Below are 16,854 nucleotides of genomic sequence, written 5' to 3'. Positions count from 1 at the left end.
TCTTGATGACCTTCACTATCAAATCCTCCTCGAAGACTGCGCCATCGGGCACTTGTCGTGCGCGATGCGCGAGAGACAAAGGGGAGGGAGATTTCAACGAAACTAGGACGGCCCCTGCGACCGCGGCCGGGCTCCGACGCGCATGCGCGTCCGGATTCGTTCCTCATGCAGCCGCAATCTCGCTGGCTCGCGGACCCAGATGCGGTCCGGCTGCGATCAAACGATGTCGGCAGACCACTGATCTTTTCTGACATCCCGGGCGGATGCGGTTGCAAGTGACATTGATTCGCAAGGTGTATCGCGGGCGGACGACGACGATCGCGTTGCTCGCCCGGCTCTTGCGTCATCGGCGCTGCGCCGATGACCACACTCCTGCCCGATTGCAGCTGTGACGACGATGCGGCGAGAACGGAGCCGACAGCTGCGAGCTGCGACGTTAGGTCTCAGAAAAAAATTTTGAGCGCACCGTTCGTTTGCAGATCCGAGCCATGCGGACAGCGCGTGCGCAAAGTGCGCGCGCCGATGGCGGCAGCATCACTCGAGCATCAATCGCCATTCTGCGCACATCCGTGCAAACACCGACGCGATCCCGCGCGGTCCCACACATGCCTTGGATTCGTGCGTGATCGATGAGCTACCGATGCGGACGAGCGACCCGTCGCTGCACAGCGCGGCATGACGGCATCTGGCGGGCCGCCGTAAGCCGACAAGCGCTCGACTGAACGATTGTTGCCGACGCCGGTCGGGCGCGCGCGTCGCAGAGCGGGCTTCCTGCAGAGATGATCGCGCTCGGCAGCCGCGACCGGTCGCGGCAGACCGCTACTTCGATCCCGTGAAGACGCGGCTGATGAAGTCGGAGCTCTCGGGTGACTTCGTCATCTCCGGCGTCACCGCGGGCTGCAATTGCAGCGGCTCTGGCGCCGCGGCCCGCTCCAGGATCCTGCGCCGCTCATTGGTGCTCCTGGTCGCGCGCGCCTCGTCCGACCCATTCGACTTGCCGACCGTGATCATGATCTTCTCGGAGACCAGGGGCGGATCGAAGTTGAGATGCTTGGTGTCGCCCAGCACCAGCTGCAGCGTATGCTTTCCCGGCGGCAACTCGATGCGCGCCTCGGTCTCCCCCGCCGCATAATGGATGTGCTTCTTGTCGCGCGGGATCGGCTCGCCGGCCTGCATGGTCTCGTCGACGTCGATCAGCAGGTGGTGATGGCCGCTGCCGGCGAAATCATCACCGGCATGGGTCACCCCCATGTTGCGCAGGCCGAACCGGCATATGAACGGCCCGCTCACGGTCTCGCCGTCTGCCGGCGAAATGAAGTAGACGCGGGCGTCCTTCGCGGCCTTCACGCCCTTGGCCGACAGCAGCGACGGCGCGAGCGCGAGCGACGACATCGCGAGGATGAGACAGAGACGTCCAGCCGTGACGCGCAACATTCAGATCCCCTATGGTGACGACGCGACGCGGAAGCCGAGGGTCGGATGCCTGATGCGGCCATCGTAACGGTCGCGGCTCCCGGCACGCGCATCGGCCGCCCCGTTCTTCCACGACCCCGAGCGGATGACGCGCGCGTAGCTGCCGTCCTCGAGCCAGGCGGATCCGTCGGCCGGCGCACCCTTGTAGTTCTTGTGCCAATTGTCCGCGACCCACTGGCCGACGCCGCCGCCCATGTCGTACAGGCCGAACGGATTGACCTGGGCGCTGCCGATCTTCGGCGGCTGGTCCGGCTCCACATCGCCATTGCAGCCCTTGCAACTGGCCATGCCGGGACGCATGCGGTCGCCCCACCAATAGCGGGTGCGCTGACCGGCGCGCGCGGCGTATTCCCATTCGGCTTCGGTCGGCAGCCGGAACGTCTTGCCGGTCGCCCTGGAAAGCCAGGCGAGGTAGGCCTGCGTGTCGTCATAGCTCACATTGATGACCGGACGATCGTCGGCACCGGAGGCGATGTCGGGACAGCTGGCCGCCGCCACGCACTGCTTCCACTCGCCGACCGTCACCGGATGCTTGCCGAGCGAGAACGGTTTGAGGCTCACCTGATGCGCGGGCTGCTCGGACTCATCGTCGCCTCCCATCGCGAAGCTGCCGCCCGCGATCGCGATCAATTCGGGGATGCGCAGCTTCGGCTCCGGCTCGGGCGCAGCACGCGGCGCAGCCGCCGGTTCGGATGCCGGCGGAGCGCTCTCGAGGCCAGCGGTCTGGCGCGGCGCGACGAAAGAGCTGGACGGCGACCGTGACCCGGGCGGCGGGGCCGGCGCGGCCGCACTCTCCAGCAGGATGCGTCTCGGCGACGATGGCGGCGCTGCAGGCAACGCCTCGCGCTGCGCGCTGGAGGCGCCGGCCAGCCCGCCGGGTGGCGACTGGATCAGGAGCTTGATCTCGCGCAGCGGCAGCAGCACGCCGCCGAGAAAGACGACGCCGAGGATCAGGACGGCCACGACGGCGCGGATCAGTCCCTTCCGGAGACCTGCGGATCGCGCCAGCCATGCACGCAGCCAGCCGGTCGGCGCATCCGCCTCGTGATCGGATCGATCGTCGTCCCAGCTCTCCGGCAAAGCATCCAGCAATTCGGGCGCGGCGCGGGGGTGCGTCGGCACAGCGAGCGGCGGCGGCTGATGCGGGACCGCCGCATCGCTCTGCTCCGCCTCCCACTCGGCATCGAGCGACTGCTCAAGCGCGCCGCACATCATCAGCAGCAGCCCGCCTTGATCCTTGCCGGTCCCGCGTTCCTGCACTTCCGGACACTCGACCTGGTCCTCGATGCGCTGGAAGCCCGGCGGACGCATCGGACTGAGCGACACCTCCACCGTGCGGCCGCAGCGCCGACAGGCGACCGCGCGCGAATCCATCGGCAGGGTATCCTCGGCGAGCCTGGGCGCCCGCAGCCATTGCAACGCTGAACTTTCGCTCATGCCGTCCTCGCCTCGTGACGCCGCCAACCCGCCTACTGACCCCAGCTCGCGAACGCGTCCTTGAACACGCGCTCACCCTCGGTGCCCTTCTCGATCGACAGCAGCGCACGGCTGCCGCCCTCGTAGACGATCGGAATGTCGAACCACTGCTTGCCCTTGAGCAGCAGCAGATTGCGCTTGGTATCGACCTCGTTGGCGGACAGCGCGACCATGAAGTATTTCGGCGTCACCTTGGCGGTCTGCGTCACCAGCGCGGTGCCGCGCTCCGCCTCCTCGCCCTTCAGGCCGATGCCCCTCATGCTGGCCAGCCCGGTCACGCTCTGATCCGCCCAATTGAACGTCAGCTCCATGACGTGGCTCGCCGGCAGCTCCAGCTCGGTATTCCGCCGCAGCGAGATCGTCACCTTGGTGCCGTTCTCGATCTCGATCTCCCCCTTGATCGCGGGCGCGGCGTCGAGCCGTGGTCCCTTGCTCTGCTCGACCGACCAGATGACCTTGCCGGGGAAGCGCTTGCCTTTCGGGTCCTGCGGATCCTCGTGATAGAGATAGGCCTGCGCTGGCGTGCTGGCCGGCACGCTCATTCCGACCGTGGCATGCTCCTCGGCCGCAGCGGCGACCACCGGCTTGCCGTCCGGCAGGATCCGTTCGGCGCTGACCTTGCGCGGGCTGGGCTCGCTCGGCAGCGCCGACGCCGCCGTCGCGTCGCTCAAGGACATCTGGACCCATTCCGACGCGCGCTCCCAGGAGACGGCCGCGCCGACGATCGCAAGCAGCCCGACCGCTGCGACAGCCATCAGGCGCCGGCTCGGCATGCGCCTTCGCGGCGCTGCCGGGCTCTCCGCGGCCTTGAAGGCCATCGCAACCAGCGACGGGTGGATCTTGATCTCCTCCACCGGCGCGGCGGGCGTTGCAGCCGCGCTCGGCTTCGCGGGCTCGGCCGGCCCGGCGCTCGCGGCCGGCACGTCGGCCATCGCGGTCGGGATCTTCTGTTCGGCCGGCGGAGGCGCGATCGGCTCCGGCTTGACGACGACGATCAGCGGCGCCTCGACCACGGCGCTCGTGCGCGTCTCAGCCTGATCCGGCCCGGCCGGTTGCACGGCCGCCGGCAACTCGGGCGGCACCGACGATGGTGCGGGAGGCGCGACCGCCTCGGCGTCGGCACGCGGCGGACGGCGACGCAGCACGCGAATCTCGGGCGACGCCTTGAGGGACGAAGCATTGGCGCCTGCCGCACGGCTCTCCGGTAGCTGCGGAGCGCGCGTCGCGGCCGACCCGCCATCTGCGCTGGAGCGGCGAGCCATCGAGAGATATTTCGCGACCGTGGCGATCTCCTCCTCGAGCGTATGCGTCGCGCTCATCGGCCGAGACGCCGGCCGCTTCGGTGCGGCCGCGGCGATCCGGGCCGGCCGCGACAACGCGCGCACCGGCGCATCGGCCGGCTTCGAGGCTTCAGGCAGAATCTGAGCCGCAATCGGCGCCGCTTCGGCATTGGCAGGCCGCGGACGTAGCTCGAGAACCCGATCGGGGAACAGGATCTCGGCGAAATCGCGCAGCGAGGCGCCGGGCAGCAACAGCCGACGCAGCGCCGGCGGAATACCACGCTGCGCCTTGGCGTCGCGGCGGCTGACCGCCGCCTCGTTGCGGCGCGCCTGGACCGCGGCGTCGCGGCGGTCGTCGCTGATCAGAACCTTGCGGGCCCGCAGCATCGCCGTCAGCTCGCGCAGATCGGAGCGCGACGCAGGATCGACGACCAGCAGATCGAACGTGCCGATCCGCGCCGGCAGCAGCTCGGCGACGCGCCACGCCGGCATGACGTGACAAGGAACCTCTTCGAGCCAGCCCTCGAGCGACTTGCGCGCGGCGAAACGAAGTCGGCGCGCGGTCGGGCCGGAGCAGGCCGAGGCCATCTTCTGCATCGTATCCCGGAACCGCTTCAGCGACTGCCGCACGGCGCCGCTCGCGTTCTGCGCGATTCCGAGCGACATGCGGGCGCTGATCACCGCTTCGAACAGGGCCAGCGACCGCTTCTCCAATCGCAGCCGCTGCGCGGCGAGATCGTGCAGCAGCTGCCGCGCCTCGGGACTTTCGATCCGCATCAGCACGGCCCGATTCCAGGCCGTCACCCAATCCGACAGCTGCGCCGCCTCGTCCACGCCGGGCGACGCCGGCTCGGATCGCAGCCGATCCGAAAGCTTCGGCGCGCCGGCCGCGCTTGCCAGCTGGCAAGCCGTCCTGATCAGCTCGTAGTCCGCGGCCGCCGCGCAGATCGTGTCCATCGTGGCGAGAATGCCGGTCCAGGACGCTTCGAGCTGATGCGCGTCCGTCTCGGCATCTCCGACACGCGCGAGCACCTCGGCCTGGACCGAGGTCGCGAGGTCGCCGGCGCCGGCGAACAGCTCGCCGATCCGGGCGAGCTCGACCAGCGGTCCGGAGACACGCTTCATGACGCTGCGGATCGCCGCACCGAAGGCGGTCGGCCGCTGCACGCCCGTCAGCATCGCACTGATGTCGCTGTCGGGCATCGACAGCTTGCGGCACGCATCGGACACGTTACGGACCGCGAGCGCGGCCGTCACGATCGCGGCCTCGACGCCCTTGACGATGCGTTCGAGATCATCGAATGCGCGCGCGGATCCGAGCTGGATCGCCGGCGCGTCGATCTTGGTTGCGATCGACGTCCATCGCGATCGGAGCACATGCAGCTCATGACGCCACAGCAGGAAGCGCCCGACATACTGCCAGTCGGCCAGCGTCGACGGCGCAACGCCATCGATCGTGATCGCCTCGACGGCAGCCTTCAGGGCACGCCGCGACGGCGAGAACCGCGCGAACGGCTTCTCGCCGGCCGCCAGCCGCTCGACGACGCCGATGGCGTCGCGCTTGGTGAAGGCCTCGACCGGCGCCTGCACCTGTCGCTTGGCGAATTCGGCGTTTCGCGACAGCTGGAAGGAGGCGTCGCGCGCCCAGGCCACGACCTTGTCGAGACCGGACGGGGTGTCAGTCTTCGCCGCGCCGAGCGGCGACAGCCGCGCGAGCCAGGTGTCGTCGGCGATGGCGCGATGGCCTGCGACCAGGGCGTCGAGATCCGCCGCGAGGCGGCTGGTGGCGTCGAGCCCGAATGTCGCGATCGCATCGAGCGCCAGATCCTCGTCACGGCCGCTGGTCGACGCCAGCCCTGCCTGCTCCCGGAGCTCCTCGTGCAACCGCAGGATCGTCGCGGTGTCGGGCAGCGCCGCGGTCTCCGGCAACGCGTCGTCGATATGCTTGAGACGCTCCCCGAGCCGCAATCGCGCCGCGCGGGCCTTGTCGACCGCCATGACCAGCGGATCCGCGCCGTCGAGCAGGCGCTTCGGACGATCGGTGAACCAGGCGTGGCCGTCGTGCTCGCCGACCAGGCCGTCGAACAGCTCGAACGGCAGCTCCGGCAAGCGGCCGGAAAGCCGGAGGTTGCGCCGGATGATCTCGGCGATCTCGTCATCGAGCGACGCGATCTGCGATCGCTTCGAGATGATGTCGCGCTCGAGCCGGCCGATCTGACCGACGTGATCACGCGGATTCGTCGTGTCGACGATCGCCTGCAACCGGCTCGCCAGCGCCTCCGCCTTCCTGAGCACATCCTTGTCGGAGCCCGTCGAGCTGACGGTCAGCTCGCGAATGCCCGACGGCAGCTTCTGGTGCAGCAGCGCGAGCGCGGTCTCGTCCCTGGACACGACGAGCACGCGCGCGCCGAGGGCGAGATGATGGCAGACCACGTTGACGAGGGCCGCGACCCGGTCGTCGCGGGCGCCCGACTGGATCAACAAGCCATCGGAGCGGGACAGCTCGCGCACGATCTCGGCGTCCTCGACGGCCGCCGGCAGCGGGAAGAACAGATCGCCATGCTCGACAACGGCAGGCTCACGCGCAGGCGCAAGATCGAGCGGACCGCCGACGATGCTGGAGAGATGCCGGCGCGCATTGCCGCGGCTTCTCCCGTCGGGCTGCGTCAACAGCGCGCTGACGGCCGTCGACAGACAGCATTCGCTTTGCGGCGCATGCGCGATCGCCGTCTTGAGCGATTCGATGTCGCTCAGCGCAAGGCTCTCCGGCCGTCGCCGGGCGGATATCACCCAGCGCCCGGTCGCGATCTCCGCGTCACCGGTCTCCGCGCTTTCGGCGTTGCGCGAGGTCTTGTGGCCGGCCGGCGCGCCGGCGGCGCTCAGGATCTGCTCGAGATCGATCGCGGCGAACGGCAACAGCTCGCCGCGCTGCTCGAGTGCCTCGACCAGGCGGCCGGATCTGTCGCGCAACGCGAGCGCAGCGTCCGGCGCCACCGCCTCGAGCGCCCTGAGATTGACGGTCGCGCCGGCAAAGCGCGGCCGGACCCTGATCTCGGCATCCGGACGCTCGATCAGCTCGATCTCGACCGGGCGCTCGAACAGCGGCAGCTCGAATTCGCGCCCACCGTGCCGCCATGACGACAGCGCGATGCCCCACATGATCTCCCGGCCCTGATCGGCATCGGCGCCCGCGGCCATGTCGCGCAGCCACTGATAGATCGCCATGGTGCGGCGACGCATGCGCTCGGTGTCGGCCCAGGCCGTCCATGCTCCGCTCACATAGCGCTCGATGCGCTGGGTGAGATCGGGGCGCTGCTCGAGACGCAGCCGTCCGGTCCAGGCACCGAGCGTCGCCGTCGGCGAGAAATCCTCGGGCCGGGCGTGACGCGCAAAGGTGAGGCGGTTCTTCTCGATCTCGTCGACCGTGACCTGGATGCTCTCGCGCGGCGAAGGACGCCGATCCGGATCGGACGACAGCTCGATCCAGATGTCGAGATCGGCATCGATGGCCGGCGGCTCGCTCGCAGCGAGCGCCTCAACGGCGAGCCACACCGGGCCATCGACGTCGAACGTGTTGAGCACGATGCCCGGAAGACCTTCGAGCTCGGCGCGATCCAGTGCCAAGCCGTGATCCTCGACGAGCGGATGATCCGGCTGCCGCTCGGCCAGATGCCGGTCGGAGCGAATGATCTCGGTCAGGCTGCCAAGGACATCCTGCAAGGGCTCGACGGCCGCCCCGTTGCCGAGACCCTCGTCGGCCTGCGCGTCCCAGGACTCCGCTGACGCCTCGCTCTCCGCTGCTTGCACTCCGGAAGAGCCGATGGCGCCGAGCAGCCGCATTCCGTGATCGGCCGGTCCGAGCGACGAGCCGCGCTCGATCGCCTTGGCGTCGTTGGGACGTAGGTGCACCGGGTGGCTCATCGTGCAGATCCCTCTTTCGGCTGGGCCGCAACTCCGGCTCGAGCCCGGCAAGACACTGACCGACAGGGATGACCGAGGCCGTGATCACGGCGCGCCGGGCGATCGAAGAGTGGGTTCAGGCTGGACAAGCTTTCCTCGCTGCAACGTCGATGGAACACTGGACTCGTTGCGGAGGCGTATGGCGAAGGTAGGTCACATCAATGACCCGACAGGTAGAGGAATGTGACGATCCTCGATCCGAGGGCGGAATCGGGAAAAAGTCCCGCAACAGCCGATGGCCAAAAACGCCGGTAAGCGACGGCTAGTCCTGGCTTTTTAATCCGCGCCGGTTCCGGCGGACGTGACGCGCGCGCGTTGTCCGCAAATACGGTAGAACATGTCTAAGAATACTTCTAACGCTCAAGAAGAAATATACGGACGTGTGGTCGACACCCCTTCTCCACCGCGTAGCGAGGCTGCGGCCCAGCTTCGGCCATCAACCCGCCGCTCCTGCGGCTCGTGCACGAAATGCGGCGCCACATGCGCTCGCTGGCGCATCGCAATCCGACGCCCGTGATCACCACGGAGGGTGCTGCTTGAAACCCCCGAAAAGCTCAAGTAGCTGTTGTCGCAACGACAACAACGTCGTCCAGACGTTCTCCGACCGATGGCTCCGGCACGCGATGGTTTGGCTTCCGATGAGAGCTGCGGCCGCATGCGGTGCAATCCTGGTCACGCTGATCTGCTCTTCCTGGAGCGGACACGCGCAGGCGGAAACGGCGGGGCAGGCCGGCCATGAGCCTGCGACCGTCAAGCTTTCCGCGACGCAGCAGAAGCAAATCGGACTGCAGACGGCGGTGCTGGCGGCGGAATCCCATCCCGAGCAGTTTCGCGCCTATGGCACGGTTCTGGATGTCGCCAGGCTCACCGAGCTCACCAACAACTATGCCAACGCCCAGGCCCAGCTGCAGACGGCGCAGGCCAGGCTGGACGTCGCCAGGCTCGCCTTCGAGCGCGCCCGCGACCTGGTGCAGTCGGCAGCAATGCCGCGCAAGGACGCCGAGGCGGCCGAGGGGACGTTCCGGACCGACCAGGCCGCGCTCGCCGCCGCGGAATCGCAGGTCAAGACCCTGATGGCGACCGCGCGGCAGGAATGGGGCGCAGTGATCGGAAAGGGCATCATCGAGCGCGCTCCGCAAGTCGTGCAACTGATCGAGCGCGAGCAATTGCTGGTCCAGGTGACGCTGCCGCCGGGCGTGACCCTGGCCGAGCCGCCGCGCGCGGCGCTCGCCCAGGCGCCGACGCGCAGCGTCAACATCGATCTGCGCTATTTGTCCCCCGCCCCGCGCACGGACCCGCGCATCCAGGGCGTCAGCTATTACTTCGTCGCCGCTGGCGACAGCGGGCTCCTACCCGGCATGAACACCATCGCCTACGTGCCCTCGGGCAAGTCCTATGACGGCGTCTTCATCGAGGACACCGCCATCGTGCAATGGCAGGGCCGCGCCTGGGTCTATCTGCGCGCTGGTCCCGAGACCTTCAGGCGGCACCCGATCCGCACCGACCAGCCGGTGTCCGACGACGACTATGTCGTGCAGGACATTCCGTCGGGCTCCGAGATCGTGCTGCGCGGCGCGCAGGTGCTGTTGTCGGAAGAGGCCAAGAGCGAGCTTCGCGGCGGCGGCGACGATGATTGACGGTCGTCGCGCGGCCACCGGGCCGCAGGCTGCGCTGGTCTCGTTCGCTCTCCGCTTTCGCGGCCTGATGCTGGCGCTTGCCTGCACCATTCTCGGTCATGGCCTGTTCTCGCTGGGCAGCGCCAAATACGCTGTGTTTCCGGAATTCGCGCCGCCGCAGGTCTCGATCCAGACCGAGGCGCCCGGCCTCAGTCCGGAGCAGGTCGAAGTGCTGGTCACGCAGCCGATCGAGACCTCGATCAACGGCCTCGCCGGCGTCGAGAGCATGCGCTCCTCCTCGATCCAGGGGCTATCCGTGGTCGCGGTGATCTTCCAGCCGGGAACGGACGTGTACAGGGCGCGGCAGCTGGTGACGGAGCGGCTTACTGTCGTCACCAACGGCTTGCCACAGGGCGTGCGGGCGCCGTCGATGACGCCGCTGGTGCCGGCGGCTGGCACGGTGCTGGTGATCGGGCTGACCTCCGGGCAGCGCTCGCTGATGGATCTGCGCACCATCGCCGACTGGACCGTGAGCCGCCGCCTGCTCGCGGTGCCCGGCGTGGCGCAGGTCACGACCTACGGCCGGGACATCCGGTCGCTGCAGGTGCAGGTGCGCTCCGACGACCTCGTCCGTTTCGGCGTCGGCATGAACGACGTCGTGGCCGCCGCGCGCAAGGCCACCGGCGTGCGCGGCGCCGGCTTCGTCGACACCGCCAATCAGCGCGTCATCCTGCAGACGCAGGGCCAGTCGCTGACACCCGAGCAGCTCGCGCGCACGGTGCTGCTGCACCAGGGCGGGGCCAGCGTCGTGCTCGGTGACGTCGCCACCATCGTCAACGCGCCGGAGCCGCCGATCGGCGGCGCGCTGATCAACGGCCAGCCCGGCATCATGATGATGATCAGCCAGCAATACGGCGACAACACGCGCAACGTCGCCACGCGCGTCGAGGCCGCGCTGCAGGAGCTGCGCCCGGCGCTGGAGAGCGAGAAGGTCCAGCTGCATGCCGACCTGTTTCGCCCATCAACCTTCATCGATGCCGCAACCCAGAACGTGCTGTCGGCGCTTCTGATCGGCGGCGCGCTGGTCATCATCGTGCTGTTCCTGTTCCTCTATGACTGGCGCACCTCGCTGATCAGCTGCACTGCGATCCCGCTGTCGCTGTTCTCGGCGGTGCTGGCCCTGCAATGGATGGGGCAGAGCCTGGACACGATGACCCTCGGCGGACTTGCGATCGCGATCGGCGAGGTGGTCGACGATGCCGTGATCGGGGTCGAGAACGTGGTGCGCCGGCTGCGCGAGAATCGCAGCCTGCCGTCACCGCGCAGCGAAGCCCGCGTCGTCTACGACGCCATGCTCGAGGTGCGCGGCGCCGTCGCCTACGCGACCTTCGCGGTGCTTCTGGTGTTCATCCCGATCCTGGCGCTGCCGGGCCTCGCCGGCCGGCTGTTCGGCCCGCTCGGCATCGCCTACATCCTGGCGGTGGTGGCCTCGCTGATCGTCGCGCTGACGGTCACGCCGGCGCTGTCGATGATGCTGCTGGCCGGCCGAAAGCAGCACAGCGAGCGCGAGCCGCCGCTGGTGCGCTGGTCGCGCCATCACTACGCGCGGCTGCTGCGGCGGCTCAGCCGCTTCCCCAAGCTGGTCATGGCCGCCGCCCTGCTGGTGACGGTCGGAGGCGCCAGCCTGGTGCCATTGTTCGGCGGCACCTTCCTGCCCGACCTGCGGGAGGGCCATCTGATCGTCCATGTCTCGACGCTGCCGGGCACCTCGCTCGACGAATCGCTGCGGCTCGGGGCGCTGATCGCAGAAGCCCTGCGCAGCGTGCCCGAGGTGCGCAGCGTCGCCCAGCATACCGGCCGCGCCGAAGCCGGCGTCGACACCGCGGGCACCCATTCCAGCGAGATCGAAGTCGATCTGAAGCCCGGCCTGTCGGGCGCGGAACAGGAGCGCGCCGAGCAGGGCATTCGCGCCGCACTCGCCAACTTCGCCGGCATCAACGTCTCGATCAAGACCTACCTGACGGAGCGCATCGAGGAGACGCTGTCCGGCTTCAACGCGGCGGTGGTCATCAACGTGTTCGGTCCCGACCTCGACGATCTCGAGCGCGCGGCGAACGACATTGCGCGCGAGCTCGGCGAGGTCTGGGGCGCGATCGACATTCAGCGGCAGTCGCCGCCGGGCATGCCGCAGGTCAACGTGACCCTGCGCCCCACCGATCTGCAGTCCTGGGGCCTCGATGCGGTCGAGGTGCTCGAGCTGATCCGCACCGCCTATCAGGGCGACGTGGTCGGCCAGGCCTATGAAGGCAACGTCGTCTTCAACGTCATCGTCAAGCTCGATCCCGATGCGAGCGCCCGCCCGACCGAGATCGGCAACATGCCGATCCGGACCTCCAGCGGCGCCTATGTTCTCCTGAAGCAGGTGGCCGACGTCTATGGCACGGCGGGCCGCTACGTCGTGCTCCATCGCAATGGGCAGCGCGTGCAGACGGTGACCGCCAATGTCAGCGAGCGCGATCTCGAATCCTTCGTCGCCGCGGCCAAGCGGAAGATCGCCAAGGAGGTCAAGTTGCCGCCCGGCGCCCATGTCGAGTTCACCGGCGCCGCCGAAGCCCAGGCCAGGTCACGGCGCGATTTGCTGATGAACTCGCTGCTGGCGACGATCGGCATCGTGCTGCTGCTGTCGCTGGTCACCGGCCACTGGCGCAACCTCGTGCTGGTGCTGGTCAACCTGCCCTTTGCCTTCGTCGGCGGCGTCATCGCCGTCGCCCTGACCGGCAGCGTGCTATCGCTGGGCTCGATGGTCGGCTTCGTCACGCTGTTCGGTATAGCGCTGCGCAACTCGATCCTGATGATCTCGCACTACGAGCACCTGGTCGTCGTCGAAGACCGTCCATGGGGACTGGAGACCGCGATCGCCGGCGCCGCCGACCGGCTCGTCCCGATCTTGATGACCTCGCTCGTGACCGGGCTCGGCCTGCTGCCGCTCGCGCTCGGCGCAGGCGAGCCGGGCCGCGAGATCGAGGGCCCGATGGCCCTCGTCATCCTCGGCGGCCTGTTGACCTCGATGGCGCTGAACCTGCTGGTGCTGCCGACGCTGGCGCTGCGGTTCGGGCGGTTCGTCGGCAACGCGAAGACGGCGCGTGACAGAGGCGCCGCCGCCATGCGCTAATCGCGCGGCCGCGGTCCGTCCTCAGCCGAACCGCCGGTCATAGGCGAGCACGGCTTCGAGCAGCACCTGCGCGCCGGCGCCGCATTCGTCGAACGAGGTCGATTCTGACTCGTTGTGGCTGACGCCGCCGGCACAGGGCACGAAGATCATGGTGGTCGGCGCGACCCGCGCGATATAGGCGGCGTCGTGGCCGGCGCCGGACACCATGTCGCGGGTGGCGTAGCCCGCCTTCTCGGCACCGCCGCGCACGCAATCGATCATCTCGGCATCGAAGCGGACGGCCGGACTGTCCCAGATGCGCTTCTCGTCATAGGTCAGCCCCAGCGGTGCGATCGTGTCCTTCAGCGCGGCACGGAAGTCCTGCTCCATCGTCTCCAGCACGGTCTCGTCGGGATGGCGGAAGTCGACGCAGAAGAACACCTCACCCGGCACCACGTTGCGCGAGTTCGGCCTGACATCCATCAGCCCAACCGTGCCGACAGCATCCGGCGCGTACTTCATCGCAATCGCGTGGATCTGCTCGACCATGCGCGATGCGCCGAGCAGCGCGTTCTTGCGCAGATGCATCGGCGTCGCACCAGTATGCGCAGCCTGGCCCTGCACCGTCACCTCGTACCAGCGCATGCCCTGCACGCCGGTGACGACGCCGATGGTCTTGCCCTCGGCTTCCAGGATCGGCCCCTGCTCGATGTGCAGCTCGAACATCGCGCCGATCTTGCGGCTACCCACCGGCTCGCTGCCCTTGTAGCCGATGCGGGCCAGCTCGGACTGGAACTCCTTGCCGTCGCGGTCGCGGCGCGAATAGGCGAAGTCACGCGTGAAGGCGCCGGCGAATACGCCGGACGACAGCATCGCCGGCGCGAAGCGCGAGCCCTCTTCGTTGGTCCAGTTGACGATCTCCAGCGGCGCGTTGGTCTCGTAGCCGGTCGCGTGCAACGTGCGCATCACCTCCAACGCGCCGAGCACGCCCAGCACGCCATCGAACTTGCCGCCGGTCGGCTGGGTGTCGAGATGCGAGCCCATGCAGATCGGCGCGAGATCAGCCCGCTTGCCCGGGCGGCGCGCGAACATGTTGCCGCAATCGTCGACGGCGACGATGCAGCCGACCGCTTCGCAGGCGCGCTTGAACCAGTCGCGGACCTTGCGATCGTCATCGGACAACGTGAGCCGGCAGATGCCGCCTTTCGCCGTACCGCCGAAGCGCGCCGTCTCCATCAGGCTGTCCCACAGCCGCTGCGGATCAATCGACAGATTGGTGCGATCGGACTTGGCCGGAGTTGTCACGGTCTCGCTCATGGCACCACCGGCATGCTGCGCGACACCGGCTTCGGCGCCGAAAATTCCTTCCAGGTGCTGTTGGCGACGTGGCTCGCGGGGAATGGCGGCCGGGCGATGAACTGTCCGTCGCCCTTCTCGGCGCGCAGCTCGCCGTCCTGCCAGGCGATGCGGCCGCCGGACAGCGTGATGCGCGGCGCGCCGGTGCAGGCGATGCCGTCGAACACGTTGTAGTCGATCCGGCTGGTCTGGGTCCTGGCCGAGATGGTCTTGGTGGCAGCTGGATCCCAGATCACGAGATCGGCGTCGGAGCCGACCGCGACCGCGCCCTTGCGCGGATAGATGTTGAGGATGCGCGCGATGTTCGCCGAGGTCACCGCGACGAACTCCTCCTTGGTCAGGCGCCCGGTGTTGACGCCCTTGGTCCACAGCACCGGCAACCGGTCCTCGACGCCTCCCGTGCCGTTCGGGATCATGCGGAAGTCGTTCAGCCCGAGCCGCTTCTGCTCGCGCGTGAACGAGCAGTGGTCGGTCGCCACCACCTGCAGCGAGCCCGACTGCAGCCCGGCCCACAGCGAGTCCTGATGCTTTTTCGGCCGGAACGGCGGCGACATCACGCGCGCCGCCGCATAGTCCCAATCGGGATTGCGATACTCATCCTCGTCGAGCACGAGGTGCTGGATCAGCGGCTCGCCATAGACGCGCTTGCCGGCGGCACGGGCGCGCGCGATCGCCTCATGCGCCTCGCGGCAGGAGGTGTGGACCACATAGAGCGGCGAGCCCGCCATGTCGGCGATCATGATGGCGCGGTTGGTGGCCTCGCCCTCGACCTCGGGCGGCCGCGAATAGGCGTGGTTCTCAGGTCCCGTCGCGCCCTTGCCCATCAGGGTCTCCTGCAGGCGGAACACGACGTCGCCGTTCTCGGCATGCACCAGCGGGAGCGCGCCGAGCGCGGCGCAGCGCGAGAACGAGTTGAACAGCTCGTCGTCGTTCACCATCAGCGCGCCCTTGTAGGCCATGAAATGCTTGAAGGTGTTGATGCCGTAGGTCTTCACCACGGCCTCCATGTCCTCATAGGTCTCCTTGGTCCAGGACGTCACCGCCATGTGGAAGGAGTAGTCGCAGGCCGCCTTCTCGCTCTTGTGGCGCCAGTCCTGATAGGCCTTCAGCATCGACTCGCCCGGCGCGGGAATGCAGAAGTCGACAATCATCGTGGTGCCGCCGCACAGCGCCGCCTTGGTGCCCCATTCGAAATCATCCGCCGACACCGTGCCCATGAACATGAGTTCCATGTGGGTGTGCGGATCGATGCCGCCGGGGAGAATGTCGCAGCCGCCGGCGTCGATCACCTGAGCTCCGGTCGGGGCCGACAATCCCTCGGCCACGGCGACGATCTTGCCGTCCTCGATCAGGACGTCGGCGCGGCGGGAATGGTCATGGTTGATGACGGTGCCGCCGCGAATGAGAATGGTCATGAGCGCTCCTCCGGCTGGATGGCGTGGTCGTGTCGAGCTTGGTGATCTGGAATGGGATGGCTGCAGCACCGCGAGAGGCTGCAGCCGGGATTGCTGGTGATGGCGCGCGCCTATTTCAGCGCGGCATCGATCACCGCGTGGGACCAGGCGCCCTCCGGCTTCTTGGTGATGACCGGCTGGTCGCCGCCGGCACCGAGCAGGGTCGTCACGGTGCGATCGAAATCGGCCGGGTCGAGCTTGCCGTTGGAGCCTGCGGTCAGCTTGTTGATCTCGCCCATCATGCGCTTCTGATGCGCCTCCTTCTGGGCGCCGGTCGCATCATTGTCGAGCACGATCTTGACCGCCTCGTCCGGATTGCTGCGCGCGAATTCCCAGCCCTTCATCGTCGCCTTGACGAACTTCGCCATCTTCGCCGTGAAGGCCGCATCCGACAGCTTGCTCTCGAGCACGTAGAGGCCGTCCTCCATGGTGGAGACGCCCTGGTCGGTGTAGTTGAACACCACGAGGTCCTCAGGCTTCAGCCCGGCGTCGATGACCTGCCAATATTCGTTATAGGTCATGGTCGAGACGCAGGCGGCCTGCTTCTGGATCAGCGGGTCGACGTTGAAGCCCTGCTTGATCACCTTGACGCCGCCGGCCGAGCCGTCGGTCTTGTAGCCGAGCTTGGCCATCCAGGCCATGAACGGATATTCGTTGCCGAAGAACCAGACGCCGAGCGTCTTGTCCTTGAAGTCGGCGGAGGTTGCGACGCCGGAATCCTTGCGGCAGGTCAGCATCATGCCGGAGCGCTTGAACGGCTGGGCGATGTTGACCAGCGGCACGCCCTTTTCCCGCGCGGCAAGCGCGGCCGGCATCCAGTCGATGATCACGTCGGCGCCGCCGCCCGCGATCACCTGCGGCGGGGCGATATCCGGGCCGCCGGGCTTGATGGTGACGTCGAGTCCCTCCGCCTTGTAGAAGCCCTTGTCCTTGGCGACGTAGTAGCCGGCGAACTGCGCCTGCGTCACCCATTTCAGCTGCAACGTCACCTTGTCATCGGCCGAGGCAGGAGCCGCGAGTCCCACCAGCAGCGCCGCGCCGAGCATCAATCTCTTCAGCATCCGTCGTCTCCCCTGTTCAACACCACA

At 68.0% G+C, this 16,854-nt stretch carries 8 protein-coding genes; 2 read left to right on the top strand and 6 right to left on the bottom strand.

All coding sequences use genetic code 11. The features are described 5' to 3' along the window. Positions 1-819 precede the first annotated feature (819 nt). The 3 genes from QQL87_RS25050 to QQL87_RS25040 are packed head-to-tail and all read right to left on the bottom strand — an operon-like array spanning position 820 to position 8,150. Entirely contained in the window at positions 820-1,434 is a 615-nt protein-coding gene (locus tag QQL87_RS25050) for a DUF4399 domain-containing protein (protein WP_284421616.1), read from the bottom strand. A 9-nt stretch (positions 1,435-1,443) separates the two neighbouring features. Further along, on the bottom strand, positions 1,444-2,910 hold the full coding sequence (locus QQL87_RS25045) for a formylglycine-generating enzyme family protein (RefSeq protein ID WP_284421618.1): 1,467 nt from the start codon (positions 2,908-2,910) through the stop codon (positions 1,444-1,446). 32 nt (positions 2,911-2,942) lie between these two features. Next, complete coding sequence (locus QQL87_RS25040) at positions 2,943-8,150, bottom strand: DEAD/DEAH box helicase family protein (protein ID WP_284421619.1); 5,208 nt, start codon at positions 8,148-8,150, stop codon at positions 2,943-2,945. A gap of 662 nt (positions 8,151-8,812) precedes the next feature. Between QQL87_RS25040 and QQL87_RS25035 the strand changes: the two genes are divergently transcribed. After that, on the top strand, positions 8,813-9,826 hold the full coding sequence (locus QQL87_RS25035; protein ID WP_284421620.1) for an efflux RND transporter periplasmic adaptor subunit: 1,014 nt from the start codon (positions 8,813-8,815) through the stop codon (positions 9,824-9,826). Next, on the top strand, positions 9,819-12,977 hold the full coding sequence (locus QQL87_RS25030) for an efflux RND transporter permease subunit (protein WP_284421621.1): 3,159 nt from the start codon (positions 9,819-9,821) through the stop codon (positions 12,975-12,977). Before QQL87_RS25035 ends, QQL87_RS25030 begins: the two co-directional genes overlap by 8 nt. A gap of 21 nt (positions 12,978-12,998) precedes the next feature. On the opposite strand, the gene QQL87_RS25025 is transcribed toward QQL87_RS25030, so the two are convergent. The 3 genes from QQL87_RS25025 to QQL87_RS25015 all read right to left on the bottom strand — a co-directional run bounded on the left by QQL87_RS25025 (position 12,999) and on the right by QQL87_RS25015 (position 16,827). Then, positions 12,999-14,273 carry a Zn-dependent hydrolase gene (locus QQL87_RS25025; RefSeq protein WP_284421622.1) on the bottom strand — a complete coding sequence of 425 codons (1,275 nt, stop codon included), beginning with the start codon at positions 14,271-14,273 and terminating at the stop codon, positions 12,999-13,001. Beyond that, positions 14,270-15,727, bottom strand: a complete 1,458-nt coding sequence (gene hydA / locus QQL87_RS25020) for a dihydropyrimidinase (protein WP_284421624.1) — start codon at positions 15,725-15,727, stop codon at positions 14,270-14,272. Before hydA ends, QQL87_RS25025 begins: the two co-directional genes overlap by 4 nt. 110 nt (positions 15,728-15,837) lie before the next feature. Then, on the bottom strand, positions 15,838-16,827 hold the full coding sequence (locus QQL87_RS25015; RefSeq protein ID WP_284421626.1) for an ABC transporter substrate-binding protein: 990 nt from the start codon (positions 16,825-16,827) through the stop codon (positions 15,838-15,840). Positions 16,828-16,854 lie beyond the last annotated feature (27 nt).

Origin of the sequence: Bradyrhizobium sp. SSBR45G (assembly GCF_030159255.1) — a bacterium.
Lineage (GTDB): Bacteria > Pseudomonadota > Alphaproteobacteria > Rhizobiales > Xanthobacteraceae > Bradyrhizobium.
Note: the sequence above shows the minus strand (reverse complement) of the source record. Positions and strands in the feature narration are given on the sequence as shown.